Source organism: Paenibacillus sp. 01T442, from assembly GCF_056398345.1.
This window is the reverse complement of the sequence record NZ_JBFTPF010000074.1, coordinates 1-24,881: the sequence shown is the minus strand read 5'-3', so window position 1 is coordinate 24,881 and position 24,881 is coordinate 1. Positions and strand designations below refer to the sequence as shown.

The 24,881-nt window shown below is 45.6% G+C and carries 23 protein-coding genes, 8 tRNA genes and 3 rRNA genes; 7 read left to right on the top strand and 27 right to left on the bottom strand.

What is annotated here, in order from left to right:
• Positions 1-147 (bottom strand): 16S ribosomal RNA (locus AC1DLM_RS29655); the annotation flags it as partial.
• Positions 148-507: 360 nt separating this feature from the next.
• Positions 508-1,377 carry a nucleotidyltransferase-like protein gene (locus AC1DLM_RS29650; RefSeq protein WP_477571964.1) on the bottom strand — a complete coding sequence of 290 codons (870 nt, stop codon included), beginning with the start codon at positions 1,375-1,377 and terminating at the stop codon, positions 508-510.
• Between the two features lie 124 nt (positions 1,378-1,501).
• Here AC1DLM_RS29650 and AC1DLM_RS29645 point away from each other — a divergent pair, with 124 nt between their 5' ends.
• The gene (locus AC1DLM_RS29645; protein WP_173121572.1) at positions 1,502-1,906 is read left to right on the top strand and encodes a YgzB family protein; all 405 of its coding nucleotides are present in this window, start codon (positions 1,502-1,504) and stop codon (positions 1,904-1,906) included.
• Between the two features lie 42 nt (positions 1,907-1,948).
• On the opposite strand, the gene AC1DLM_RS29640 is transcribed toward AC1DLM_RS29645, so the two are convergent.
• The 7 genes from AC1DLM_RS29640 to gatC all read right to left on the bottom strand — a co-directional run bounded on the left by AC1DLM_RS29640 (position 1,949) and on the right by gatC (position 8,895).
• Positions 1,949-3,649: a glycosyl hydrolase family 18 protein gene (locus tag AC1DLM_RS29640; RefSeq protein WP_477571963.1), complete on the bottom strand. Its 1,701-nt coding sequence runs from the start codon at positions 3,647-3,649 to the stop codon at positions 1,949-1,951.
• Positions 3,650-3,778: 129 nt separating this feature from the next.
• Positions 3,779-4,213, bottom strand: coding sequence for a peroxide-responsive transcriptional repressor PerR (perR, locus tag AC1DLM_RS29635; protein WP_477571962.1), 435 nt, complete (start codon positions 4,211-4,213; stop codon positions 3,779-3,781).
• 94 nt (positions 4,214-4,307) lie between these two features.
• Positions 4,308-5,015 (bottom strand): MgtC/SapB family protein, encoded by a 708-nt coding sequence (locus AC1DLM_RS29630; protein ID WP_441992416.1) that lies wholly within the window; start codon positions 5,013-5,015, stop codon positions 4,308-4,310.
• Between the two features lie 71 nt (positions 5,016-5,086).
• A complete protein-coding gene (locus AC1DLM_RS29625; RefSeq protein WP_477571961.1) occupies positions 5,087-5,578 on the bottom strand; it encodes a GNAT family N-acetyltransferase in 492 nt (163 codons plus the stop codon).
• Between the two features lie 59 nt (positions 5,579-5,637).
• On the bottom strand, positions 5,638-7,086 hold the full coding sequence (gene gatB / locus AC1DLM_RS29620) for an Asp-tRNA(Asn)/Glu-tRNA(Gln) amidotransferase subunit GatB (protein ID WP_236293331.1): 1,449 nt from the start codon (positions 7,084-7,086) through the stop codon (positions 5,638-5,640).
• Positions 7,087-7,122: 36 nt separating this feature from the next.
• Positions 7,123-8,580, bottom strand: coding sequence for an Asp-tRNA(Asn)/Glu-tRNA(Gln) amidotransferase subunit GatA (gatA, locus tag AC1DLM_RS29615; RefSeq protein WP_477571960.1), 1,458 nt, complete (start codon positions 8,578-8,580; stop codon positions 7,123-7,125).
• Positions 8,581-8,607: 27 nt separating this feature from the next.
• Positions 8,608-8,895 carry an Asp-tRNA(Asn)/Glu-tRNA(Gln) amidotransferase subunit GatC gene (gene gatC / locus AC1DLM_RS29610; RefSeq protein ID WP_057314225.1) on the bottom strand — a complete coding sequence of 96 codons (288 nt, stop codon included), beginning with the start codon at positions 8,893-8,895 and terminating at the stop codon, positions 8,608-8,610.
• 474 nt (positions 8,896-9,369) lie between these two features.
• Between gatC and AC1DLM_RS29605 the strand changes: the two genes are divergently transcribed.
• Positions 9,370-9,912, top strand: coding sequence for an endonuclease domain-containing protein (locus AC1DLM_RS29605; protein ID WP_477571959.1), 543 nt, complete (start codon positions 9,370-9,372; stop codon positions 9,910-9,912).
• Between the two features lie 388 nt (positions 9,913-10,300).
• Here AC1DLM_RS29605 and AC1DLM_RS29600 read toward each other — a convergent pair whose 3' ends face one another.
• On the bottom strand, positions 10,301-10,681 hold the full coding sequence (locus AC1DLM_RS29600) for an ATPase (protein ID WP_171636363.1): 381 nt from the start codon (positions 10,679-10,681) through the stop codon (positions 10,301-10,303).
• A gap of 178 nt (positions 10,682-10,859) precedes the next feature.
• Between AC1DLM_RS29600 and AC1DLM_RS29595 the strand changes: the two genes are divergently transcribed.
• Together AC1DLM_RS29595 and AC1DLM_RS29590 are read left to right on the top strand one after the other, a co-directional pair.
• Positions 10,860-11,144 carry a DUF3817 domain-containing protein gene (locus AC1DLM_RS29595; protein WP_171636361.1) on the top strand — a complete coding sequence of 95 codons (285 nt, stop codon included), beginning with the start codon at positions 10,860-10,862 and terminating at the stop codon, positions 11,142-11,144.
• Positions 11,145-11,239: 95 nt separating this feature from the next.
• Complete coding sequence (locus AC1DLM_RS29590) at positions 11,240-12,634, top strand: MATE family efflux transporter (RefSeq protein WP_477571958.1); 1,395 nt, start codon at positions 11,240-11,242, stop codon at positions 12,632-12,634.
• Between the two features lie 61 nt (positions 12,635-12,695).
• On the opposite strand, the gene AC1DLM_RS29585 is transcribed toward AC1DLM_RS29590, so the two are convergent.
• Genes AC1DLM_RS29585 through tkt form a run of 3 tightly spaced genes read right to left on the bottom strand, consistent with a single transcriptional unit; the run spans position 12,696 to position 15,959 of the window.
• Positions 12,696-13,187, bottom strand: coding sequence for a NanQ anomerase/TabA/YiaL family protein (locus tag AC1DLM_RS29585; protein ID WP_171636358.1), 492 nt, complete (start codon positions 13,185-13,187; stop codon positions 12,696-12,698).
• Between the two features lie 53 nt (positions 13,188-13,240).
• Positions 13,241-13,897: a fructose-6-phosphate aldolase gene (gene fsa / locus AC1DLM_RS29580; protein WP_171636356.1), complete on the bottom strand. Its 657-nt coding sequence runs from the start codon at positions 13,895-13,897 to the stop codon at positions 13,241-13,243.
• Between the two features lie 34 nt (positions 13,898-13,931).
• Positions 13,932-15,959: a transketolase gene (gene tkt / locus AC1DLM_RS29575; RefSeq protein ID WP_477571957.1), complete on the bottom strand. Its 2,028-nt coding sequence runs from the start codon at positions 15,957-15,959 to the stop codon at positions 13,932-13,934.
• Positions 15,960-16,073: 114 nt separating this feature from the next.
• Between tkt and AC1DLM_RS29570 the strand changes: the two genes are divergently transcribed.
• Positions 16,074-16,958 (top strand): LysR family transcriptional regulator, encoded by an 885-nt coding sequence (locus AC1DLM_RS29570; protein ID WP_441992408.1) that lies wholly within the window; start codon positions 16,074-16,076, stop codon positions 16,956-16,958.
• A gap of 47 nt (positions 16,959-17,005) precedes the next feature.
• On the opposite strand, the gene AC1DLM_RS29565 is transcribed toward AC1DLM_RS29570, so the two are convergent.
• Positions 17,006-18,019 (bottom strand): zinc-binding alcohol dehydrogenase family protein, encoded by a 1,014-nt coding sequence (locus AC1DLM_RS29565; protein WP_477571956.1) that lies wholly within the window; start codon positions 18,017-18,019, stop codon positions 17,006-17,008.
• 39 nt (positions 18,020-18,058) lie between these two features.
• Positions 18,059-18,889: an amidohydrolase family protein gene (locus tag AC1DLM_RS29560; protein WP_477571955.1), complete on the bottom strand. Its 831-nt coding sequence runs from the start codon at positions 18,887-18,889 to the stop codon at positions 18,059-18,061.
• A gap of 147 nt (positions 18,890-19,036) precedes the next feature.
• Here AC1DLM_RS29560 and AC1DLM_RS29555 point away from each other — a divergent pair, with 147 nt between their 5' ends.
• The gene (locus AC1DLM_RS29555; RefSeq protein WP_477571954.1) at positions 19,037-19,906 is read left to right on the top strand and encodes an AraC family ligand binding domain-containing protein; all 870 of its coding nucleotides are present in this window, start codon (positions 19,037-19,039) and stop codon (positions 19,904-19,906) included.
• On the opposite strand, the gene AC1DLM_RS29550 is transcribed toward AC1DLM_RS29555, so the two are convergent.
• Both AC1DLM_RS29550 and AC1DLM_RS29545 read right to left on the bottom strand, forming a co-directional pair.
• Positions 19,903-21,201 (bottom strand): (Fe-S)-binding protein, encoded by a 1,299-nt coding sequence (locus AC1DLM_RS29550; protein ID WP_477571965.1) that lies wholly within the window; start codon positions 21,199-21,201, stop codon positions 19,903-19,905. The two genes, AC1DLM_RS29555 and AC1DLM_RS29550, sit on opposite strands and share 4 nt — an antisense overlap.
• 31 nt (positions 21,202-21,232) lie before the next feature.
• The gene (locus tag AC1DLM_RS29545; protein WP_171636342.1) at positions 21,233-22,648 is read right to left on the bottom strand and encodes an FAD-linked oxidase C-terminal domain-containing protein; all 1,416 of its coding nucleotides are present in this window, start codon (positions 22,646-22,648) and stop codon (positions 21,233-21,235) included.
• Between the two features lie 160 nt (positions 22,649-22,808).
• On the opposite strand from AC1DLM_RS29545, the gene AC1DLM_RS29540 reads away from it, so the two are divergent.
• On the top strand, positions 22,809-23,516 hold the full coding sequence (locus AC1DLM_RS29540) for a FadR/GntR family transcriptional regulator (RefSeq protein WP_441992404.1): 708 nt from the start codon (positions 22,809-22,811) through the stop codon (positions 23,514-23,516).
• 58 nt (positions 23,517-23,574) lie between these two features.
• Here the strand turns inward: AC1DLM_RS29540 and AC1DLM_RS29535 are convergent.
• The 10 genes from AC1DLM_RS29535 to AC1DLM_RS29490 all read right to left on the bottom strand — a co-directional run.
• Positions 23,575-23,653 (bottom strand) — tRNA-Leu (locus tag AC1DLM_RS29535).
• Positions 23,654-23,659: 6 nt separating this feature from the next.
• A tRNA-Leu gene (locus tag AC1DLM_RS29530) sits at positions 23,660-23,739 on the bottom strand.
• A gap of 63 nt (positions 23,740-23,802) precedes the next feature.
• A tRNA-His gene (locus tag AC1DLM_RS29525) sits at positions 23,803-23,875 on the bottom strand.
• A 42-nt stretch (positions 23,876-23,917) separates the two neighbouring features.
• A tRNA-Thr gene (locus AC1DLM_RS29520) sits at positions 23,918-23,993 on the bottom strand.
• A gap of 17 nt (positions 23,994-24,010) precedes the next feature.
• Positions 24,011-24,086, bottom strand: a tRNA-Phe gene (locus AC1DLM_RS29515).
• A 41-nt stretch (positions 24,087-24,127) separates the two neighbouring features.
• Positions 24,128-24,204, bottom strand: a tRNA-Asp gene (locus AC1DLM_RS29510).
• A gap of 17 nt (positions 24,205-24,221) precedes the next feature.
• Positions 24,222-24,297: transfer RNA gene (locus AC1DLM_RS29505), tRNA-Val, on the bottom strand.
• A gap of 140 nt (positions 24,298-24,437) precedes the next feature.
• Positions 24,438-24,512: transfer RNA gene (locus AC1DLM_RS29500), tRNA-Glu, on the bottom strand.
• Positions 24,513-24,558: 46 nt separating this feature from the next.
• Positions 24,559-24,675 (bottom strand): 5S ribosomal RNA (gene rrf / locus AC1DLM_RS29495).
• A 70-nt stretch (positions 24,676-24,745) separates the two neighbouring features.
• Positions 24,746-24,881: ribosomal RNA gene (locus AC1DLM_RS29490) — 23S ribosomal RNA — on the bottom strand; the annotation flags it as partial.

Here is a 24,881-nt window from a genome sequence, read left to right as displayed (position 1 = left end):
ATAGTTATCCCAGTCTTAAAGGCAGGTTACCTACGTGTTACTCACCCGTCCGCCGCTAGCTTATCCCRAAGGATAAACCCGCTCGACTTGCATGTATTAGGCACGCCGCCAGCGTTCGTCCTGAGCCAGGATCAAACTCTCCATARTAGAAAGATGACTTGCTCATTTGAAGCTAGCGAGATTTTGCAATCTCTTTTATAGTCGATTACTCGACTGTGCTTACTCACTCGTTGTTCAGTTTTCAAAGATCAATTTCTTTCGTTTTGTTCGTCACCCGTTTAGCGGCGACTTTTATAATATATCACATTCGAACTAATCAATGCAAGCTTTTTTTATTTCTCTTTTTTTCATCTTTGCTTTACATCATAGAACTCGTTGGCTTCAAATGCGTTACCGTTTTTAGCGGCGAGAGTTAATTTATCATAGAATCGCAATCAAAGTCAAGCATTAAAAAAAGAATAAAAAAAGAACCAGGAAAATGCCTGATTCTTAAAGGATTGTATTGCGTTATACACTCGTATACCTTAACTCGATTTCTGAAGTTTGCTCATCAATAATGACAGCAACTTCTTTGATTAAACCTTTTTTGACTAGTTTATTGAGCAAAAGAGGAAGCTCAGACTTGATTTCAACTAACTGCGAATGTTGCTGGAGTTCATCTGAGCTTAGCGGATGCTCGCTGTCTCTGAGGATTTGAATAAACGCCTCACAGCAGTGCTCCATTTTGGACATAACCGAAAATTCACAAGCAAGTAGAACAAGCTGGACACGCTGCTTCAAAGTTTCCTTACTCATTGTTAGCTCTTCATAAAGCTTATAGACCCCAGGATTAATCGCTCGAATCTGTCTCCAAACCGTGATTTCAGGGTGATAGCCATCTTCCACAATAACAATCCGTGCCCAGTGGTGTAGCGCTTCGAGAATGTTGTTATAAGCATCTAGAATATGATCGTCTAGAATGTATTCCTTGCTTTGCAAATACTTACGCAGAAAATGTGAAAATTCAATTAGCAGCTTATGCTCGCGCAAATCTCCGGGAAACTCAAGTATTCGATGGCGCAGGCCTTCTAAATAAGTGTTCTGATCCAGAAGTATCTCCCCTTTTAACAGCCAGTGAAGAATATTGCGATTAACACCATGCCGAATCCATTGCTCTATTGATGTAGGATCAATCCATCTTTCTTGTATCCTTGAATCGTCTCTTATATAATTAGTCGTATGATTGTTCAGTCTCAGGTCGTTCGTTACTATTAATAGTAGCGTATCAAAACCATCTGTCAGTGAGGGAAGTTGCTTAGGATTGTCTACCGCCATGACGCTAATGATTCTAGGGTCATTCCGGAACTTAAGCAATAACTGCTCTTTATTAATTCCCATGGGTGTCCAAAGCTCCTGTCTCCAATTGTTTCTTACTTATTTCTACAAGGGTGAACGGGTTTCCTGCTGATTTCTGTGACAATTCATACAAACATGTACTAGAAGGATTGGGGAGGAAAACACAGTGCGATTTAGATCAAGTAAAGTAAATGAATTCCGCTTATGGGGACTGGTCATGACCATGGGTGGGATGCTGCTTATGATTATAGGACTTGCAGGTGTCGTTTTCGATTGGGGACAAGTAGGTCGAGTAATTGCCGTCATCTTCATGATTATTGGTATGATTAGCGTATTGGTGAGTATGGGTATTTACTTCTGGGCGGGGATGCTTTCAACATCAGCAACTGTCATCGATTGTCCGGAATGCGGAAGAAGAACGAAAATGCTAGGTAAAACAGATCGTTGCATGTTTTGTAAAACCATTCTAACGATTGATCCACAATATGAGCCAGTTGGTGAAAATGAAACGGCAGCTACACAAACGGCTCACTTTGAGCCAAGTCGCGAACATGAGCATAAGCCTCACTAATGCAAAGAAAGCCGAGCCCATTAACATGGTTCGGCTTTCTTCTTATTTTAAGATAGGCAAATTATCCTTCATCACATCCCAAATTGCAGACTTCTCAAACCCTCTTCTCCAAGTGGCCACACCAGCTAGATTATATTTATCTACCAAGGCCAACCTAGCTTTAATTGAGACTTCGTCCTCAAGCCAGATGCGAATCAACTTGCTACCGTCTTTGTATTCTACATAATTTTGGCCTGTATCGGCTAAAAATGTAGGAGTTAGCTTTTTATCCTTAATGATGGTTTGTGCGGCTTCCATGGTTAACGTTTTGGATGTTGTGGTTAATTTGCCGTTCTTCGTTTCTTCAGTCCATTGTCGTGTATAGAATGGCACGCCGAGGACAAGCTTAGATGGCGGGATTTTATCCGTCGTCAGAAGCGCTGTAACGGACCTCTCTACCCATGGCAAGGAAGATACCGACCCAGACTTTGGACTCGTGGCCCAGTACTCATCATAGGCCATCAACATCATATAATCGACGACCTCTGCTAAAGCTGGGCGATCATAAAACACAGACCACATTTCATTCGTTGATTTGGGTGTTACATCAATGGATACCGATAAACCTTGCTCATGCATAAAAGGGGTCATTTCTCGGACGAATTGAACCAGGTTCTCTTTATCCTTGAGATAAACATTTTCAAAATCGATATTAATGCCCTGCAGCTTGTAAGTCTGGGCAAAGCCGAGTAGTTGTTTAATCATTTTCATGCGTAGATCATAGCTTGCTAGTACCTTATTAGTGCGATCCGCATCAAAGCCATTACTGAACAACGCCCATACTTGGTAATTGCGGTCCTGCGCCCATTTGACATAAAAGGCATCAGCTAAGTTGCTAATACGCCCCTCACTATCTGCGACTGAGAACCAAGTCGGACTTATCACTTGTAAACCAGGCATCTCACCGATCTTGGATGTGTCTGGGTTTTTCGAAATAACATGTTCCCAGGTCATATTTAACTTACCGGTTATAGGCTTCCAAGGCACATAGGTGGATACTGACTGAACTTGCAGCGGTATCGTTTCCTCGTGATCTTCCATGATTTCACTTTTGCGAACAAAGCCAATTGGTCCGCTCTCTAGCTGCACTTTGTACCAATCTTCTTCAATACCGATAATCATGACCTGTTCGTTCACAGCAATCGTCGCAATAATCGGTGCTTTAATCGTAGCTTCCGTTCGTAATTGAGTCTCTTTCTTACCTGTATGTTTCCCCCACTTGATCACATCGCCTTGTTTAAAGAGCAAAATTGCACCTGACTTTGCCGATTCCCTTATTTCAAATGCATACAGCTGCTTCAGAGGTTCAACAGGCAAGTAGATGTTATCTTCCTTCTTCTCGACAGGAAAGGATAAGGAGATAGGTTTCTCATTCATGAGTGCTGAAAGCTCCGTCGTCTTCATTCGTATCACTTTATCTTTGGTGGTTATGATGACAGAATCACTGCTTTTTTCATATATAATGGTCGGATCGATCCATTTCTGAACGAAATCCAGCGGAAGCTTCAGACCTTCCTTTTCTCCAATCGCACTTGATTTATAATAATTGCCTTCATAAAAAATCGGCTTTGTCAGCTCGTGGAATTCCGGCTCAACATGCGTTCGATTGGGTGCTAGCTGTTGCATCAGAAATGTCCCCGCGCCTGCCGCGAACATCCCTAAACATAATGCGCTAATCAGAATTACTTTTTTGGATGATTTCAACACTTCACTTCCTTATGTGCGGTTGGTTATGAATATAAGAGAAAAAACGTGTCCGCTCTTCACAAAAGAAGGGCTGAACACGTTTCATTATACAACAGGAAACCACCTAATGAGGAATTTTGCGTATAGTTAATGCTTGGTAGTAACCATACAATCCGGACACACACCATAAATCTCCAATCGATAACCGCCAACTTGGAAACCTGTATGCAACGCTGCTGTTGTCTCGATGTCTGACAGTGGAGGGTATTCAAAATCAGAAATCTTCCCACATACCTCACAAACCGCATGATAATGATCTGTCATATCCGCATCAAAACGACTTGAGCTGTCCCCATAAGTTAATTCCCGAACAAGTCCAGATTCGATAAATACTTTAAGGTTATTGTAAACAGTCGCAACGCTCATGTTAGGAAATTTTGATTCTAACGATTTGTATATATCATCCGCTGTCGGATGAGTCATGGAATCCAGCAAAAAGGAAAGAATCGCATACCGCTGGGGCGTCATCCGAACACCTGTTGTTTTCAACTTTTCTAAAGCCTGTTCTAAATGTGCTGCCATGGTACTCACCACCTGAATTAGTCATTAAAACCTTACATTATATTGTACGTGTGTTCTTCGGCTTTTGTCAATGATGGTACAAGGAAACAAACCTTCAATTTTTACTATTTTCGATAGCCACACCAGTGACCCCTTGAATTTGATTGGTTTCTTCGAGCACTAAGCCAATAACGGATGGCTTTGGTATTGTTACATGAAACGTAATTTGAACATGATTATCTTTAGTGCTGTCTTCTGATTCTTCTAGTTTAATTTGCTTAATATCTATCTTACGTTTACCTAGAATTGTTGTAATTAAACCTAAGGTACCGGGTTGGTCAATCGCTTGTATTTTTAGAACACGTACTTTTTTTCCATTGAAATACTTATGCTCTACTTTATTAAGAATCCATAAGGAAATTAAAACCATGAAGCATGCTAAGACAGCCGGATAATAAAAACCCGCTCCAATCGCAAGACCAATCCCCGCAACAACCCATAGCGATGCTGCTGTTGTAAGCCCAGTAATCGATCTTCCATTAAACATAATCGTACCCGCACCTAGAAAACCAATACCACTGATGACCTGAGCCGCCAAACGGGATGGATCAATGCGCACGTTGACCTCATTCACAAACGCGCTAAACCCGTACATTGAAAGCAACATCACGAGCGCTGAGCCAACACATACCAGAATGTGCGTGCGGAGACCTGCTGCATGAGAGCTAACCTCTCGTTCAAATCCAATCAAGCCACCAAGAAAAAGCGCTAATACTAGTCTTATTGTAATATGCAGCTGATCAATGACCCAAGGATTCCCCATGTAAACGCTCCCTTTATATATCAAATCAAAGACTTTATCAAGAAGTAGTTGATTCGATACCAGATTTGACGTTAGTGTCCTGTAGCAGGACGCTCAAAAGTTGTTAGACTAACTCCAGGAGGAACAGTAAAGACGCGTTTTAGGATAAAACCATATCTCTCATAGAGACGTATTGCCGGTAAATTCGCAGTCCCTGTGGATACGATAAATCGGACAGCCCCTGCAAGCTCTTGTTCCTTCATTATATGCTGTAACAGAGAGCTAGCAATCCCCCTACGGAAAAAATTAGGATGAACCATCATACGGCAAATCGTCACAATACAACCCTCACGCTCAAATGAAATGGCGCCTGCGAGTGACCGTCCCTCATGATCATCGACAAAGAAACCATAAAAGGTTTCTTTCGCTTCGCGTATAGACTGAATGCCATCCTTCAAAGGAGGGATATCATCAAAACCGATCAGTTCAGCCTCTACGCGGTAGGAAGCGATTTGAAGCGAAAGCAGGGTCAAGATTTCTTCATTCGATTGTAGAACTAGTTGCTGGATGGTCAGTGGAATCACTCCTACTTGAAAATTGAAAAAAGTGGTGCCCTGCTAAGAGGATCACCACTTCTACCTTATCATTTGCTGTTCAGGCACTCCACAATTAATTTATTGACGAGTCCTGGATTCGCTTTACCTTTGGTTTCTTTCATTACTTGTCCAACAAGGAAGCCCACGGCTTTTTCCTTACCAGCTTTGAAATCTGCTACGGATTGCGGGCTGTTCTCAACTACTTGCTCGACAATTGCTTTGATAGCACCTTCGTCACTGATTTGAACAAGACCTTGCTCTTCAACGATCTTCTGCGGCTCTTTACCGGTTTCGATCATTTCTTTGAACACCGTTTTGGCAATCTTATTGGAAATCGTGCCTTTCTCGATTAAACCAATCATTTCGCCTAGCCCTTTGCCTGTAACTTTGGCATCGGTAAATTCAAGGGAATTGGCATTTAGATAACCAAGCAAGTCACCCATGATCCAGTTCGAGACCGCTTTGGCATCTTGGGTATACTTCAAGCTTTCTTCAAAGAAGTCAGCCATTTGCATGGAAGCCGTGATAACAGCTGCATCATAGCTAGGCAAGCCATATTCATTACTGTATCGAGCTTTACGAGCATCTGGCAATTCTGGAATCGAAGCTTGTACACGTGCTTTCCAAGCATCATCAATGTAGAGACTAACCAGATCCGGATCCGGGAAATAGCGATAATCGTGTGCATCTTCTTTGCCGCGCATTGCGAGAGTTCTACCTTGCGTTTCATCCCAACGGCGAGTTTCTTGAATGACTTCTTCCCCGCTTCTGAGAATCTCCGCTTGGCGGTATTCTTCATACTCAAGTCCACGCTGCACCCCACGGAAGGAGTTCATATTCTTAAGCTCGGCACGTGTGCCGAATTTCTCTTGTCCGAACGGCCGGATGGAAATGTTCGCGTCACAACGTAGCGAGCCTTCTTCCATTTTCACATCAGAAACATCGCAATAGATCATGATCGCCCTGATCTTCTCTAAGTAGGCACGAGCTTCCTCAGGGGAGCGCAAATCCGGTTCGGATACGATTTCGATCAAAGGCGTTCCTGCACGGTTAAGGTCAACGAGGGAAGCATAGCCGCCATCAATATGCGTCAGTTTACCTGCATCCTCTTCCAGGTGGACACGCGTGACTCCAATACGTTTGGTAACTCCGCCTACTTCGATATCGACCCACCCATGCTCGCCGATCGGTTTATCATATTGTGAAGTTTGATAAGCATCAGGTGAATCTGGGTAAAAATAGTTCTTACGATCAAATTTACTGTCCGTCGCAATTGTGCAATTGAGGGCCATTGCCGCTTTCATCGCATACTCGACCGCTTGGCGGTTAAGAACTGGCAGGACGCCTGGATGACCTAAGCATACTGGACATGTATTCGTATTCGGAGGTGCCCCGAATGAGGTTGCACAACTACAAAATATTTTGGAAGCGGTATGAAGCTCTACGTGAACTTCAAGACCGACTACGGTTTCAAATTGGGTATCTGTTGCCGACAAAGTGAATGCCTCCTTCGTTACTCTTGAACTATTAACTTACAATTGCGGGCGCTGCTTGTGGTGGTCTGTGTGCTGTTCGAAAGCGTGGGCTACACGCAAAACGGTAGCTTCATCCAATGCTTTGCCGATAATTTGCAAGCCAACCGGAAGTTCATTCACGAATCCACATGGTACGCTAATTGCAGGAATACCTGCCAAACTGACCGGGATCGTCATAATATCATTCAAATACATCGTGAGTGGATCACTGCTCTGCTCACCGATTCGGAACGCTGTCGTTGGTGCCGTTGGCCCGATGATGATGTCATAGTTGTTAAACACTTGATCAAAGTCTTGCTTGATCAGTGTGCGAACTTGTTGGGCTTTCAGGTAATACGCGTCATAGTAGCCTGAGCTTAGTGCATAGGTACCCAGCATGATTCGACGTTTAACCTCTGGTCCAAAGCCTTCACTGCGGGATAGATTATACAGATCCAACAAATTGCGTGCATTATCGGAACGAACACCATAACGGATGCCGTCAAAACGTGCCAAGTTGGAAGAAGCCTCGGAGGAAGCCAGCAAGTAATAAGTTGCTACCGCGTACTCGGAATGAGGAAGCGTTACTTCTTCCCATACAGCGCCAAGACCTTCAAGTACTTTGAGCGCTTCAAGAATTTTCTCTTTTACAGCTGGGTCAATCCCTTTACCCATGTATTCTTTGGGTACGCCTATGCGCAGTCCTTTGACGTCACCCGTCAATGCGCTGAGATAGTTCGGGATCTCCACATTCGCAGACGTGGAGTCTTTCGGGTCGTAACCTGCGATAGCTTGCATCGCGTACGCAGCATCTTCTACGTTCTTCGTAAGCGGCCCGATTTGGTCAAGGGAGGACGCGAAAGCGACCAAACCATAGCGGGACACGAGTCCGTACGTTGGCTTCAGACCAACGATACCGCAGTAAGCAGCTGGTTGGCGAATCGAGCCACCGGTGTCGGAGCCCAGCGCGAAGTACACTTCGCCTGCAGCAACTGCTGCTGCCGAGCCACCGCTGGAGCCGCCTGGCACATAATCCGTGTTCCACGGATTGTGGGTTGGGTGGAACGCGGAGTTCTCGTTGGAACCACCCATCGCAAACTCATCCATGTTGAGCTTGCCGATGGTAACCGCTTGTGCTTCCTTGAGCTTGCTCACAACTGTCGCATCATAAATCGGAATATGATTGGATAAGAATTTGCTTGCGCAGGTCGTCTTCAAACCTTCGGTGACCATATTATCCTTGATTCCGATCGGCAAACCGAATAAATCACTGCGTGCAGCATTGCTTAATAGCTGCTCGTCCAACTTAGCAGCCGTCTGACGTGCATTCTCTTCATCTAGTGTTAGGAAAGCGCGAACCTTGCTCTCCACTTGCGCAATTCTTGTATAGGATTGATCCACGAGATCCGAAACTTTGAGTTCTTTGCTTTGCAGCTTCGCGTGGATTTGTTGTAGGTTTAGTTCAAACAAAGACAACGACAGGCACTCCCTTTCATCTCTAACTTATTCTAAAACAGCAGGAACCTTGAACTGCCCATCCTCATGATCTGGGGCGTTCAGCATCACTTTTTCAATGGGTAAAGACGGCTTTGCAACATCCTCACGCATCACATTTACTAATGGCATGGCATGGCTAGTTGGTACAACACCATCGGTGTTTAATTGATTAAGCTGCTCGGCATATTTTAAAATAGCATTTAGCTGATCTGTAAATAGATCTTTTTCGGTATCATTCAGGTCGAGTCTAGCCAGCTTGGCGACATGATCGACATCTTTCTTCGTTATGCTCACGTATTCTGCACCCCTTGTATCAGCATTAAGTCATTCTTTTCATTATATCCCAGATATTTTGCGAACTCAATCCAGAATAAGGATGTACCTTGTTAAGATCAGAAGTAACAGCTATAAAGTAAATTAAATGAATCTACTGAATCTATTGAAAATATTGAATCACAATACTAACTTGTGTTAGTATTTCCTTAAATATGGTAGTGAAGCACACGCCGCTTATTCTGTTCAGCATTTGCTGTTCAGGCTGAGCGGCATTTTCATTTTCAGAGAAGAAGGGATGCATGTGAGGATGATTTACAAGTTGGATATGTTAGGAAAGTTAGATAGGTTTGGGAAAGTCGAGGAATTCGAGAAAGCTTATGCGGAGTTTCTGCATATGCATTATGGTAAAAGAAAAGGCGAACGATTACGTAGATTAAAAGAAGGTCATGGCCAGCAGAACATCTATTCCTTACCCAGGTATGGTGGAAAGCATTGGGGGATTTTAAACATTTACATCCCGAGTTTGAAGTTAAAGATTTCCGTGATGGAACTCGGTTTATTGATTTCGCTTACTTACGTCACTCCCTGAAGCTTGCAATCGAAATTGATGGATACAACACACATGCCAATACGATTAGTCGCTCACAGTTTTCTGATCAGTTAGTACGCCAGAATCATTTGGTTATTGACGGTTGGAAAATCTTACGCTTTTCCTATGATGATGTGAAAAACCGGCCACGGATGTGTGAGCAGATTCTGTTGCAGTTTTTAGGAAAATATTTCGGAGAACAGCAGGAACAATTGGTTGAGTTAAGTTATGTAGAAAAAGAAATTTGTCGATTTACTTTCACTGCGGGTAAATCGATCTCCCCACGTGATGTAAGTAACATATTTCAATTCGAGGCAAAAAAATCAAGACGAATTTTACAAGAGATGCTAGCGAAGCAACTTCTTATCCCTGTTGGAGCTGGACAACAGCGGATTAAGCGCTATGGGTTGCATCCGACTGTTGCGAATCGTTTGGTCAATGGGTGAGCGAGTTCGACTGTAAGACCCTTTTGGGGCACTACGGGAAATCAGKGGCACAGATCGGGGGCTGTAACGACTATTTTGGGCGTTACAGTGACGTATTTGCGACGGTGAGCGCGATCGGGCGGCTGTAAGGCCATTATGAGGCTTTACAGCTAAGGCTGATGCGCGGATCCGGTGTTTAACGCCTATTTTAGGCGTTACGGGGGCGGACTTGCGGCGGGGCTTTGGCCGGATCAGCTGTAAGGCCCTTTTGGGGTCTTCTGGAATAGCGTCCGCACGGATTCGATGCTGTAACGCCCATTTTAGGCGTTGCACACTGAATCCGCCGCGGGATGCCATTTTACAAAGGCAAAAAAAAGCGCCGGTGCATGTCCACCGGCGCTTTCTATAGTTAAATCCAAGCTTTCAGCCCTATTTGTTTGATGAATTCCTCACGGGACTGTACTTCCTTGTCCCTTTCCTTCTCCGGCTCAGTGGCAGACTCGCCATTCATAATTTTCCGGAACAAGGCTTCGTTGTTCGTTGCGAGAGCATAATCTATTAAAGCTTCTCTCTCGACTTGCTCCGCCTCTTGCTGTAGAAGCACTTCTTCCAGCTCAATATCGGTTGCAGTCACATAGTAATGTTTGTTCTCTTTAGGGACACGTACGACATAATCGAAAATGTTATCGTTATTTCGGTCATACGCAATTAAATAGCCATATCCGCCAATAGGCAGATTCTGTTCTAAACGATCAGCAATGAAGATAATTTTCTCGCCAAGACGAAGCATCTGCTTTCCCCCTACCTATATATAACTCTCAAATGAGTCTATGAATGCATGGAATACGTTCTATTGCCTATCGTACTAAAAAAACTAGATTGTGTCCAATTGACATCACTTGTTCATACTCCATTCATATTCCTAGCTTAGGATGAATTTACTTTCATCCATAAAGGAGTTGCTTACTATGTCACAACGTTCTTTACAAGCCTTGCGCTATGTCGGCTGGGCAGAGGGTTCCTCTTTTCTCATTCTACTTGGTATCGCCATGCCACTTAAATACGCGTTCGATCTGCCGCAAGCTGTTTTTGTCGTAGGGCTTGCTCATGGATTTCTATTTGCGCTCTATCTGCTATCGATTGCCTGGGTTATCCTCCAACATCGTTGGTCCTTTGGACGCGTACTCGCAGCTTTCATTGCGGCATTTATTCCATTCGGTCCGTTCTTATTCGATCGTTGGATCCGACGTTAGACGCATCACTTCGTAAAATTTCAGAAAGAAGCATGAAACTGATATAGTAGTGAGAAAACTATTCTATCAAACAAGTGAAATTTACGGAGGAAATCATGTCAGATCCATCATCATCTCCAAAAGCTCGCCCCTCACTAACGGAGGGCCCGATCACAAAGACATTGATCTTATTTTCACTCCCCATACTATTAGGGAACGTTCTACAATCCTTGAACGGGTCGATCAATACGATTTGGATCGGAAAATATCTAGGTGAAGTCGCCCTTGCAGCAACATCGAATGCGAATATTATCATGTTCTTCTTAATTAGTTCCATTTTCGGGATTGCCATGGCTGCCGTCATTCTAATTGGTCAAAATCTCGGTGCTAAGAAAGTTCAAGAGGCCAAGCAAGTAGTCGGAACGAGCACAGTTTTCTTCCTTGTATTATCCATAATCGTCGCCTTACTGGGATGGATCTTCTCCTCCACGATCTTAGACTGGATGAATACTCCGCCTGATGTCAAAGAGTTTGCCGTGACGTATACGCGAATTATGTTCGCAGGTGTTCCGTTCATGTTCGGCTATAATTTAATCATGGCCATTTTGCGTGGCTCGGGGGATGCGAAAACCCCGTTTTACTTMTTGCTTTTATCAGCAATCCTCGATGTCGCACTCAATCCTTTGCTGATTCAAGGGATGGGTCCATTCCCGAAAATGGGGATTGCCGGCTCAGCTGTAGCGACTTTTATCGCGCAACTAGTGAGCTTCGTGCTTCTCATTGCTTACTTGTATAAGAAGAAGTACTTCCTTCGTATCACGAAAGAGGATATTCCTTTGCTGCGAATCAATTGGACCATTATTCGAACACTGATACAAAAAGGGCTGCCTATGGGCTTAAATATGGTCGTGGTTTCCCTAAGTAATCTGATGCTGGTTCATCTCGTGAATGCCTATGGCTCCGAATCCACCGCAGCTTTCGGTGTCGCGATGCAAATATCAAGTTACGTCCAAATGCCCGCTATGGCTATTGGTGGTGCAGTAACTTCGATGGCTGCGCAAAACATTGGCGCTGGGAAATGGGATCGTGTCAACCGGATCACCTGGACAGGTGTTGGCGTTAATATCTTAATGACTGGATTGATTGTAGCCGTTTTGCATCTGTTCAATCGGGAAGTTGTCTCGTTCTTCTTGCCTCCTGAAGGAAAAGCGATAGATATTGGCGTTCACATTAACAATATTACGCTTTGGTCTTTCATCATTTTCGGCATCTTCAATGTCGTTGCTGGTGTCGTTCGATCTGCGGGATCTGTAGTGTTCCCTCTTATCGTTGCATTTGTTGCTCTGTTGCTCGTTCGCATTCCGCTTGCCACTGTGCTATCGCAAAAGTACGGCTTCGATGTGATTTGGTGGAGCTTCCCTGTCAGCTTCAGTGTTGCTGCCACTTTGAACCTGCTGTATTACCGCTTCGGGAAATGGAAGCAAGCCAGAATGATGACTAGTAAAACCTAAACATAAGCTTAAACAAAAAGTCTGCCTAGCCAAGTAAATTGGCTTGAGCAGACTTTTTTCACTAAAGATGAAGCAAATCCTTATGGATTTTGATCACAATTTTCTTATTCGTTGTTGACTCCGTAATGAGGCAATTAGGCCGATGAATATCGGATGGGAAGCATACGGCAAACATGCCAGGTTTGAGCATAATATCCGTTTCAGGCAGCGCATGTTGGGATTCGTAGAAGGCGATATCATGTGTCTCAAACTTGTTATCCACGATGATTGCCTCGTCAGTCAGCTTGTAGAAGCATAAACGCTCCTCCCCGCTCACCAGAAACTGAATATCCGTATACACAACGTGCGACTCCGGCATTTGTTCTTCCCTAGGACGCGTCACAGATTCTTGCACATTGGCATACATCAAGTGGCCATTATCGCCCTCCAGATCATACCGTCCTATCTCTAGCTCTCCCAAATTCCGATTCAAAATGTAGTCGATACCTCGTGCTACAGCTGCTGGCCATAAATGCCGTTCTTGCTCAAAATGCTTCACATCGCTGATAATCATCGTTATTTTCTCCTTTTAAAAAGACCCGCCCCATTGGGCGAGTCGTCTCTTGTTTAGAACTTTTCTTGATTAGCGCCTTCCCAATCAGCAAGGAATTTCTCAATACCCGCATCTGTCAGCGGGTGTTTACTCATTGATTCTATCACTTTATAAGGAACAGTCGCAATATGTGATCCTGCAAGCGCTGCTTCAATGACATGAGCAGAGTGACGTACACTCGCAGAAATAATTTCGGATTTGATACCGTGTACTTGGAAAATCTGGCTGATTTCTTTGATTAAATTCATACCAACTTGGTTGATATCATCCAAACGACCGATAAACGGGGAAACATAGGTTGCACCAGCGCGAGCAGCAAGCAATGCCTGTGTGGAGCTGAAGATCAGCGTCACGTTTGTAGGAATGCCAAGCGATCTAAACACGCTAGTTGCTTTCAATCCATCCAACGTCATAGGCAGCTTAATAACGATATTCGGGCTTAGTGCCGCAAGCTTCTTACCTTGTTCAACCATTTCGTCTGCTTTCAAAGAAACAACTTCAGCACTGATTGGCACATCGCCCACGATGGAGATGATTTCTTTCACTGTTTCAAAAAAGTCTCTTCCTTCTTTAGCAATCAATGATGGGTTAGTGGTTACACCTGCAACTACACCTAACGCGTGTGCTTTACGAATTTCTTCTACATTGGCTGTGTCGATAAACAATTTCATCCTGTATCCCTACCTTTTCTCCCGCTATGGGTGCTTATTGGAAATACTTCTGTCTGATTTGCCCAACGATTGCTTCTGCGGTAAAGCCATATTCACGAATGACGCGATCTGCTTTCGCTGATGCTCCGAATTTGCGGATGCCGACAACGAAGCCTTCTTGTCCCGTAATGTCTTCCCATCCAGCCGGATAAGCCATTTCCATCACAACATTTTTACGCACTTGAGGCAAAATAATGGCATTCCGTACCTCTTCTGGCTGCCCCTCAAATAATTCACGGCTTGGCATGGAAATAACACGAGCTCCAATTCCATCTTGCGCCAACTGCTTCTTCACGTCAAGTGCTAAGCTCACTTCTGAGCCAGTCGCAATGAGTTGCAAGTCAGGTGTTTCGCCATTGGCAACATCAGACAGGACATAAGCTCCTTGGTGGATATGATCAAAAGCAAGCGTGTCCGTGCCTGGAAGTACTGGCAAGTTCTGACGCGATAGCGMGAATACGAACGGGCCTTCTTTCGCTTGAAGAACATACTCCCAAGCAGCCGCTGTCTCGTTCGCGTCCGCAGGACGGAACAATGTCAGATCCGGAATCATCCGCAAGGAAGGGATCTGTTCAATCGGTTGATGCGTCGGGCCATCTTCGCCGACAGCGATGCTGTCATGCGTGAAGACATACGCAACAGGGATCTTCATCAACGCGGATAGGCGAATCGCACCGCGCAAGTAATCGCTGAACACGAGGAACGTGCCGCCGAAAGCACGCAGTCCGCCGTGAAGCAGCATGCCGTTCAGCGCTGCGCCCATGGCGAATTCCCGGACGCCGAACCAGAAGTTGCGTCCGCTGTAATCTGCCGCGCTGAATGCCGCAGCATCGCCGATCATAGTGAAGTTGGAGCTCGCTAGGTCGGCAGAGCCGCCTACTAGATGAGGTACCCGCTTCGCCAAGCCGTTAATCACTTTGCCAGATGCGGTGCGCGTCGAGATCGCGCCGCTCTCTGGGGTGTAGCGCGGCACATCGGCGTTCCAATCCGCCGGAAGGTCGCCGCTGTTCGCGAGCTCGAATTGCTTCGCGAGCTCAGGGTAGGCCGCCTGGTAGCTGTTCCACAGCTGCTCCCAGGCTGCTTGTGACTGAGCTCCCACCTCTTTGTGGTGGGCGAAGTGGGTGTACACCTCAGCCGGGACGTAGAAGTCCGGCTCGAGGGGCCAGCCCAGAGCTTGCTTCGTCAGAAGCAGCTCGTCTTTGCCCAGCGGCGAGCCATGCGTACCGCCGTGGCCGCCCTTGCCGGCTTTGTTCGGCGAGCCGAAGCCGATGGTTGTTTTGATCTCAATCAGCGTTGGGCGATTGAGATCGGCCTTGCCCTCTGCGATCGCCGCAGAGATCGCATCGACGTTGTTTTGCTCTTCCACACGGAGGTATTGCCAACCGTAGGATTCGAACCGCATTTTGACGTTCTCGGAGAACGACATGTTCAAATCCCCATCAAGGGAAATATCATTGGAATCGTACAGGACGACGAGTTTACCTAATTTGAGATGTCCAGCGAGGGAAGCGGCTTCGGATGAAACACCCTCCATCAAGTCGCCATCTCCACAAATGGCATAAGTGAAATGGTCAACAACTGGGAAATTCGGTTTATTGTATACGGAAGCTTGGTGTGCTTCAGCCATCGCCATACCCACTGCCATGGCAACACCTTGACCAAGCGGACCTGTCGTAGCTTCTACACCAGCTGTGTGACCGTACTCTGGATGCCCAGGTGTGCGGCTTCCCCATTGGCGGAATTCCTTGATATCGTCCAAAGATACATCATAGCCACTTAAGTGAAGCAAGCTGTACAGCAACATGGATCCGTGTCCCGCAGACAAGACGAAACGATCACGGTCCGCCCATTTCGGACTTACTGGATTGTGTTTCAAATGACGTGCCCACAGCGCATACGCCATTGGTGCCGCGCCCATCGGCATGCCTGGGTGACCCATAGCAGCTTTCTCAACAGCATCAATAGTAAGCGTTCTAATCGCATTAATACTTAATTCTTCAATGCCAACCGTTGTTCCATTCAATGAGATACGCCTCCATCTATGTGATTGTTTTTATTACCTTATCTCTTTATTATAAGAGGAGATGGTGCATTCAAATAATTGATAGTTTCGATACTCGCTATAGAAGGTGTCTATATGGTTAATTTCGAGTTGTATAAAGTATTTTATTTAACAGCGAAATCCGGAAGCTTGTCCAAAGCAGCGAAAGAGCTGTATATCACGCAGCCCAGTGTCTCTCACTCCATTAAATTATTGGAGGAAAGTCTCGGGCTACCTTTGTTTGCTCGTACGTCTAAAGGCGTTGATCTAACCAAAGAGGGCGCCATCCTCTATTCCTATATTGAGCAAGCATACAACTTCATTTCCTTAGCAGAGGAAAAGCTCAATGAACTGCGAAATTTCTCTAGTGGAGAAATTAAAATCGGTGGCAGCGATTCCTTGTGCAAACACTATTTGCTTCCCTTTCTGGAATCGTTTCACGTTCAATATCCACATATCCAGATTAATCTAGTCCACGGGACGACACCGGAGATTGTAAAAAATTTAAAAGAAGGCAAAATCGACATCGGTATTGTAAGAACACCTATTCATGACGATCAGCTTCAGGTTCGTGAGGGGATTACCATTCAGGACTGTTTCGTCACTGGCCCCAAGTACCGAGAACTGTCTGAGGGCACGATTACGTTAGCGGAGTTACTTGCCTATCCAATTATTTTATTCTCTAGTAACAGCTCTTCAAGAAAATTTGTCACGCGTTTGTTCAGTGATAACGGTTTGCTTTTAGAACCGGAGATTGAGCTGGGCAGTGTGGATTTACTCATTGAATTTGCGAAGATCGGCTTCGGCGTTTCCTTCGTGACGAAGGAGTTTGTCGCCAGGGAATTAGCAGAGGGCAGCTTATTTGAGGTCAATCTCGAGGCGACGATACCCTCTACCAAGATAGGGATTATCACGTTGAAGAACATGCCGCTCTCAACTGCAGCAGCTGCATTTGTAGCTAAGTTGGAGAATCCGGGGTAATATTGCAGAAAAAACACACTCAGCTTCCACCGAGTGTGTTTACCTTTTTACAAACAAACCATCGCCTTAATCACCTTCGACTCCGGCTTCAGCCATGTTTCGAATTGCTCCACCATCTCATCGAAGGAGGCACGGTGCGTAATATAACGCTCAATGTCGATGCTTCCCGTCTTTAATGCACTTCGCACCGTATCAAAATCCTCCATGGTCGCATTACGGCTCCCCATTAACGTCAACTCCCTCTTGTGGAAATCAGGGTCATGAAAGGCAATATCTGCCTTCACTAGTCCGACGTAAACAAGTTTGCCGCCATGAGCGACAAGACCGAAAGCATCTGTCATCGATCTCGCATTCCCTGTTGCGTCGAAGACGACGGTAGGAAATTCACCATTCGTAAGCTCCGCTAGTTTTTCCTTCGGAAGTTGGAGCGCATTCACGGTATGATCGACGCCTGCCCAGTCCCGGCAAAATGCTAACCGCTCCTCGTTAATATCCATCGCTATGACGTTAGCACCAAGTTGCTTTGCCAAAATCATCACCCCAAGCCMAATAGGGCCCGCTCCAATCACTAACGCCGTTTCCCCTTTACGCAGCTCTGATCTTCGCACCGCATGTGCACCAATACTAAGTGGTTCCAGCATCGCAGCCTGATCCAGCGTTAGTCCATCTGCTTTAATTAGATGACTCACTGGCAGAGCTAAACGCTCTACCATGCCTCCATCCCTATGTACGCCAAGCACTTTCATGTCTGTGCAGCAATTTGTTTTGCCATTGCGGCAAGCAATACATTGTCCACAATGCATGTAGGGAACGACGCTTACAATATCCCCAACTGCCACATCCGTTACTCCCTCACCAAGCTCCTCTACATACCCTGCCAGCTCGTGCCCAAGAATACGCGGATAGCTAAAGAAAGGCTGATTCCCTTTAAACGCATGCAAATCCGTCCCACATATGCCAATTCGCTGAATGCGAACGAGTGCTTCTCCCATACCTACAGTTGGATCCTCTATCTCGACATACTTCAAATGCTCGATTTGTTCACAGACGATCGCTTTCATGTTTACCCTCCTCCATCTAATCTATGAACGATTATGAATTCATAATTTATAGAACTCCTTAGCATTTAGACCGAATAAACGATCTTTATCCTTTTCCGACCAACTATCTGGCAAGGATTGATACACGACATCGACAACGTCCTCATAGTCAGCCGCGAGCAAACAGACTGGCCAATCACTTCCGAACATCACACGCTCCGTTCCGAAAACCTCCAAAATATGCTGGACATACGCCGTAAAATCCTCCGGCTTCCAATCCGAATGGTTGGCTTCGGTCACCATACCTGAAACCTTACAATATAGACTGGGGTGCTTCGCAATAATCGCCATTTGGCTTTTCCAAGGTTCAATCACACCTTCGGCAATCAACGGCTTCGCAATATGATCAATAACCCCTCGCAGACCTGGTACCAGTTCCAGTAGCTCGATAACGGTTTCTAATTGATGAGCGAGGACAAGCAGGTCGATCGGCACATCTTCCTTAGCGAAGTAACGCAAAGCTTCAACAAAATGAGGTTGCAGGATAACCCGTGCATCAGGCATCTCCTGAATCATCACCCGAAAGCCTACATATTTCGGATGCTGGCTGCATTTTTGATAATGAATAAGATAATCAGGATCGTCCAAATCAAGCCATCCAACAACGCCGGCAATTGAATCTGTGCTTTCACTTAAAGCTAGTAAATAATCGGTTTCTTCTAACGTTTGCGCAGCTTGAACCACAATACTCTTATCGAAGTTGAATTGCCCAAGATGTGGTACCAAATCATTTGGTAAAAAATCACGATTCAACACGGGGAGAGCTGGTGTAAGCCAACCATAATCCCCCCGGTCGATCTTCCAATAATGCTGATGTGCATCAATACGCATGACGATTCTCCTTATCTTCACACCTAATATGATATCGCTTTCTTTCATTTTATCATTAAATTTCCGATATGAAATATCGATATCTAGCATAACTATACGGTTTTTTGATATTATTGAACTATCTTGCAGAAGAAAGGCGTGGTTATTGTGGATCCTATTCGTAAAATTTTCGATAATCATGATGCCTTCCCCATGTCTTTTGCCTATAAAAACACAAAAAGCTCGCTAAGCGAGCTTCCTGATCATTTCCATGACTGGTATGAAATTGTTTATGTGTATAGGGGGCGTGGTACTTTTTTTATCGACCATACCTTCTATGAAATGAAACAAGGCGATCTCTTTCTTATTCCAGGGAATACGATTCATCGGGCGACACCAGATAAAGAGTCCCCCGTGACGTCCACTGCGATTTACTTCTCTCCAAGTATCGTACAGTTGCCTTCGCTAGGAGAGGACTTCTCCTGTTTACAATGCTTTGAGCAAGCCGCGACCCTTCGTAATTATAAGTTCGAAATGCGGTTACCACAGAGTCAGCACCTAGAATTACTTTTAGATACGATTGAGAACGAATTTAAGCATCCAACCATTGGTCAACGCCAATCCATCCTTCTTTTTTTACTTCAATTGCTGCTAACTATCTATCGTGATATGACCACTGACACCAAGTCACCTAATTTGGACACCCTTGTAGGCCCTATTTGGATGCGAGAAATCATCCTCTATATTGATCAGCATTTCTGTGAAGATATTGGACTCCAAACACTTTCGAAACAAGCTTCTGTCACGCCGGCTCATTTCAGCAGAGTATTTAAACAGTTCATTGGTATGAACATCAGCACCTATCTCATAACCAAGCGCATCATCCGCGCTAAACAGTTGCTTCAAGAAAGTGATGCAAGTGTCGGTACAATCGCGGATCTATGCGGGTTTGAGAGTTTACCTCATTTTCATGCGATGTTCAAAAGAGTGCTTGGCATTACGCCCGCAGCGGCACGGAAGTCCTTCCGTTCATTCTAAGATTGCTTCACTAACCGATCGTAGAGGAAGTCCGCAATATGAACGGCTTCCATATGCCCGTTTTGCCCATGTTTATCAATACCTAACTTCATTTGCAGTAAGCAGCCTGGATTGCTTGTGACMACGTAGGATGCTGTTGTTGCATTMACATTTTCCATCTTATGCTCTAAGATTTGGTTGGCCATGTCTGGCTGAGTCATATTATAAATACCGGCGGAACCACAGCATGAACCAGCATCCTTCATTTCGATATAGGCGGTGTTACTAACCCTTTGCAGCAATTGCTTGGTTGGTTGACTGCCCTTCATCACGTTGCGAAGATGGCAGGATTCCTGATACGTAACACGTGTTGGAGCATGCTGAGACAGCGTATCTGCATAACGAAGAGGTCGACCTTTCTCCACCAGAATGGAGCTGATATCCTTCACACGTTTGGCGAACCAAGTGGAGGCTTCCTTCCACTCTTCCTCATCATGAAGCAGATGATCGTACTCCACAAGAATCGCTCCACAACCTCCTGCATTCGAAACGATGTAATCGACTCCTGCTTCTTGGAAGGCGCGGATATTACTTTTGGCTAATTGCTTCGCTTGATCCGTTTCACCACTATGTGCATGAAGTGCCCCGCAGCAGTTCTGCGATTCAGGAATGACGACATCGAACCCAGCCTCGGTCAAAAGTTTCACTGTACTAATATTCGTTTCCGTGAATAACACGTCCATCAAACATCCACGGAACATCCCCACAGTGCCCAATTTTTTGCCTTTTGCCGGTATAAACGTACCCAGCCGTTCAACAATTCCTTTGCCTGAAGCGTCCGGAAGTATTTTCTCCATCGTAGCCATATGCTTCGAGAATAGACCGACTACACCGGTTTTTCTAACTAGCTTTTGGATACCTGACATTTTATAAAAATGAAGCCCTGTCCCGAGTAGCTGCATCCTCTGTTGGGATGGAAATAGCTCTTTGAATACGAGCTTCCGCACACCCTTTACCCACCATCTATGTTGGGTTGTATGCACTTCTATGGCATCGCGCGCCTGTTCAATTAATTGGCCATATTTCACATCTGCTGGACAAGCAGGCTCACACGCGCGACAACCCAAGCAATGGTTCATCTGATCTTCGAAACGTATCCCTGGCTCCATGAGGCCATCTACTGCTGCTTTCATCAGAGAGATGCGGCCCCGCGGAGACTCCGCTTCGATGCCTGTTTCTTTAAAAGTCGGACAAGCTGGCAGGCAGAATCCACAACGCATGCAATTCGTTAATTGGTCGTAGTCCAGTTTCTGCATTAACGTTTCCTGAAGTGTTGCTCCTTGGCCCTTAGACACGATCAATCACCACCCTGCGTCTAGATTCTTTGGCGAACATTTTGCCTGGATTCAAAATATGGTTCGGATCGAACGCATCCTTAATCCCCTTCATCATTGCGATCCCGCTGCTTCCCACTTTCCATTCCAGGAATGGCGCTTTCACTAAGCCAACACCATGTTCACCAGTAATGGTTCCACCTAAACGAATCGCGGCTTCAAAAATCTCTTCAAACGCCGCTTCCACACGATGTACTTCATCATGATCTCTTGCGTCGGTTGTTGCTGTAGGGTGAAGATTGCCATCTCCCGCATGTCCAAAGGTACAAATTTGAACATCATGTTTGGTTGCAATTCGATTAATTTCTAGAACCATTTCCGCGATTTTGGAGCGAGGCACCGTTGCATCCTCTAATATCGTCGTCGGGCGTAAGCGAGCAAGCGCAGTAAAGGCGCTACGTCTTGCTGTTAATAGCTTCAACGCTTCCTCTTGTGTGCTCGCAATGGTGACTTCATCCGCCAGTTCCTCTCTGCAAATCTCAGAGATTAGGGCAATATCACGCTCAACCATCTCTGGCTCGCCATCCTGTTCAATTAACAAAATAGCAGCCATATCCAGCGGCAGTCCCAGCTTAGCAAAATCATCCACAACACGGATCGTTGGATTGTCCATGAATTCCAGGGTTGCTGGAATGATGCGGTTTTCGATGATTTTGGAAACCGTGCGCGCCGCGCCGTATAAGTCCTTGTACATCGCCAGCATTGTTTTCTTCGCCTTTGGAGGCGGAATGAGTTTAAGCGTGGCTTCTGTAATAACTGCAAGTGTACCCTCCGAGCCGACTAGCAGCTTCGTCAAATCATATCCGGCTACATCCTTCATCAGCTTGCCACCAGTACGCATGATTTCACCTGATGCAAGGACACACTCGAGGCCGATCACGTAGTCTTTAGTTGTGCCATATTTTAAACCACGAAGTCCGCCTGAGCACTCTGCAATATTGCCGCCAATGGTGGAAATCGCCATTGAACTTGGATCTGGTGGATAAAATAAACCTAATCCCTCAATATGCTCGATGAATTGCTTCGTAATGATCCCTGGTTGCACAGTGGCTGTCAGATTCTGCAGATCGATATCTAGGATTGCATTCATGCGATGCATAACCATGACGATCCCACCTTGTACAGGTACTGTACCTCCGCACAAATTCGTACCTGAGCCCCTGCTGATCAAGGGAATGCGATGCTCATTCAACACCTTCATAATGCCTGAAACCTGCGCAGTATCTTTCGGATAGATGACACCGTCAGGTAAGGACTGAAGCATAGGTGTCCCGTCGTAGGAATGGGTAACTAATGATTCCATATCATCTTTATAAAAGGCTTCGCCTACAATGGCCTGTAATTGTTGTTTAACTTGATTATCGAGCATAAAGAATCCTCCCTTTGAGCGCTTACTTAGTATGCTACATTCCTTCTTAATTCTTGATGCTTTTTACAAGTGATCATGTGATCAGATGACTTTCCTTCTATTTTAGCTTATGATGTAATAGATGTATAGAACTTTATTAAAGATTTTCAGGGGGATACCGATGGTTTTTCAGCAAATCCGGCCACAAAAGGGCTCGGAAATCGTGCTTCAACATATTAAAGCTCAAATTGAGGGAGGAACTTATGCTCCTGGTTCTAAGCTTCCTACAGTCGTAGATCTTGCTGCAAGCTTCCAAGTCGGCCGGTCTACGATCAGAGAAGCACTCAGCGGGCTTAAAGCTATGGGCTGGGTCGATATTCGACATGGGGGAGGTACTTATGTCGTTACGTCATTACCGACAGAGTCGACTAGTCTCTTTGACCACAGTGAAACACTTCAAGAAGTACAAGAGGTGCGCAGATTCATTGAGGCGGGCTGTGCAACCTTAGCGGCTAGCCGCCGCACTGAGCAGCATTTGACAGTTCTTAAAGAAATCCTTCGTGATATGGAATCCTCACTTGGAAATGAAGAAGAAAGCGAACATGCAGACATTCGCTTTCATTTGGAGATCGCTAAGGCGTCTCAAAATACCCTATTCATGGGGATGATGGAGTCCTTGACGGAACGATTACAACAGAGTATGAAGGCTTCGCGGCGTCTGTGGTTTTTTGCAGAGCGTGCTTCGGCCGAACAGCTTCTGCAGGAACATCGTGATATTGTTGAAGCAATTGCCGCTCAAGACGAGCAGCTTGCTGCAGAGAAAATGTCTCAGCATATTGCGAAAGTTGATCAGGTCATTCAACAACTAGCACAGAAAAACAAAGAATAACATATGAACAACAAAAAAAGCCTTACAGTGTAAGGCTTTTCGTGTGTATTGCTTTTGATACCGGCAAGAGGACTCGAACCTCCACCCTTTCGGACTCGATTTTGAGTCGAGCGCGTCTGCCATTCCGCCATGCCGGCATATTATGCGCGTAGAGGGACTTGAACCCCCACGGTCACCCGCTAGATCCTAAGTCTAGTGCGTCTGCCAATTCCGCCATACGCGCATGTTGTCAATCAGGCAAGTAATGAAGTTGCTAGCCGAAGCTGACTTCACTGAGAAATTAATGGGCGGACGACGGGACTTGAACCCGCGAATGCCGGATCCACAAACCGGTGCGTTAACCCCTTCGCCACGACCGCCACATTCGAAAATTTCTTTTCCCCAAACGTTCTTAGGAAAAATGGTGCCGTCGAGAGGACTTGAACCCCCAACCTACTGATTACAAGTCAGTTGCTCTACCAGTTGAGCTACAACGGCTTATTCATTTAAAAAAATGGTGGCTTTGGACGGAATCGAACCGCCGACACGAGGATTTTCAGTCCTCTGCTCTACCGACTGAGCTACAAAGCCAGGTAAGGATGACAATCTTAACTTTACATTTTGAAGGAAAATGGCGGAGCTGACGGGATTCGAACCCGCGGTCTCCTGCGTGACAGGCAGGCATGTTAGGCCACTACACCACAGCTCCATGCTAAAAGACTATTATGGTGAACGCTGACGGGATCGAACCGCCGACCCCTACCCTGTCAAGGTAGTGCTCTCCCAGCTGAGCTAAGCGTTCATGATTGAAATTTGGGCCCACGCAAAGTAATGTCTAAACTCTCATCACACTAATTAAGGTAAGTTTAGACGCCGAACGAGTTAACACTCGTTGCGGACGGAATACGCTTCGTCAGCAATACGTCACTTTGTGGGGATTGGTGGTGACCCGTAGGGGACTCGAACCCCTGTTACCTCCGTGAAAGGGAGGTGTCTTAACCACTTGACCAACGGGCCTAACTTATGCCAGAGGTCTGGCAAAAAAAATACCCCAAAGGGCACTGCTTGGCAACGTTCTACTCTCCCAGAACCCTGCGGTTCAAGTACCATCGACGCTGGARGGCTTAACGGTCGTGTTCGAGATGGGAACGCGTGGRTCCCYTCCGCCATCATCACCAAACAGTCAAAGCGTTKGTTTGCGCCTTGAAAACTAGATACGAAACTYAACGTAAAGTACTTACTTAGGAATTTTGGTTAAGCCCTCGACCGATTAGTATTCGTCAGCTGCATACGTTGCCGCACTTCCACCTCGAACCTATCAACCTCGTCGTCTACAAGGGGTCTTACATACTGGGAAATCTCATCTTGAGGGGGGCTTCGCGCTTA

Coding starts and splice junctions, on each gene's coding strand:
- AC1DLM_RS29650 (WP_477571964.1), bottom strand. CDS start 1,377: ATGGGAATTAATAAAGAGCAGTTATTGCTTAAGTTCCGGAATGACCCT.
- perR (WP_477571962.1), bottom strand. CDS start 4,213: ATGGCAGCACATTTAGAACAGGCTTTAGAAAAGTTGAAAACAACAGGT.
- AC1DLM_RS29630 (WP_441992416.1), bottom strand. CDS start 5,015: ATGGGGAATCCTTGGGTCATTGATCAGCTGCATATTACAATAAGACTA.
- AC1DLM_RS29600 (WP_171636363.1), bottom strand. CDS start 10,681: ATGCTTCGTCTTGGCGAGAAAATTATCTTCATTGCTGATCGTTTAGAA.
- AC1DLM_RS29595 (WP_171636361.1), top strand. CDS start 10,860: ATGTCACAACGTTCTTTACAAGCCTTGCGCTATGTCGGCTGGGCAGAG.
- AC1DLM_RS29585 (WP_171636358.1), bottom strand. CDS start 13,187: ATGATTATCAGCGATGTGAAGCATTTTGAGCAAGAACGGCATTTATGG.
- fsa (WP_171636356.1), bottom strand. CDS start 13,897: ATGAAATTGTTTATCGACACAGCCAATGTAGAAGAAATTCGTAAAGCA.
- AC1DLM_RS29570 (WP_441992408.1), top strand. CDS start 16,074: ATGGTTAATTTCGAGTTGTATAAAGTATTTTATTTAACAGCGAAATCC.
- AC1DLM_RS29560 (WP_477571955.1), bottom strand. CDS start 18,889: ATGCGTATTGATGCACATCAGCATTATTGGAAGATCGACCGGGGGGAT.
- AC1DLM_RS29545 (WP_171636342.1), bottom strand. CDS start 22,648: ATGCTCGATAATCAAGTTAAACAACAATTACAGGCCATTGTAGGCGAA.
- AC1DLM_RS29540 (WP_441992404.1), top strand. CDS start 22,809: ATGGTTTTTCAGCAAATCCGGCCACAAAAGGGCTCGGAAATCGTGCTT.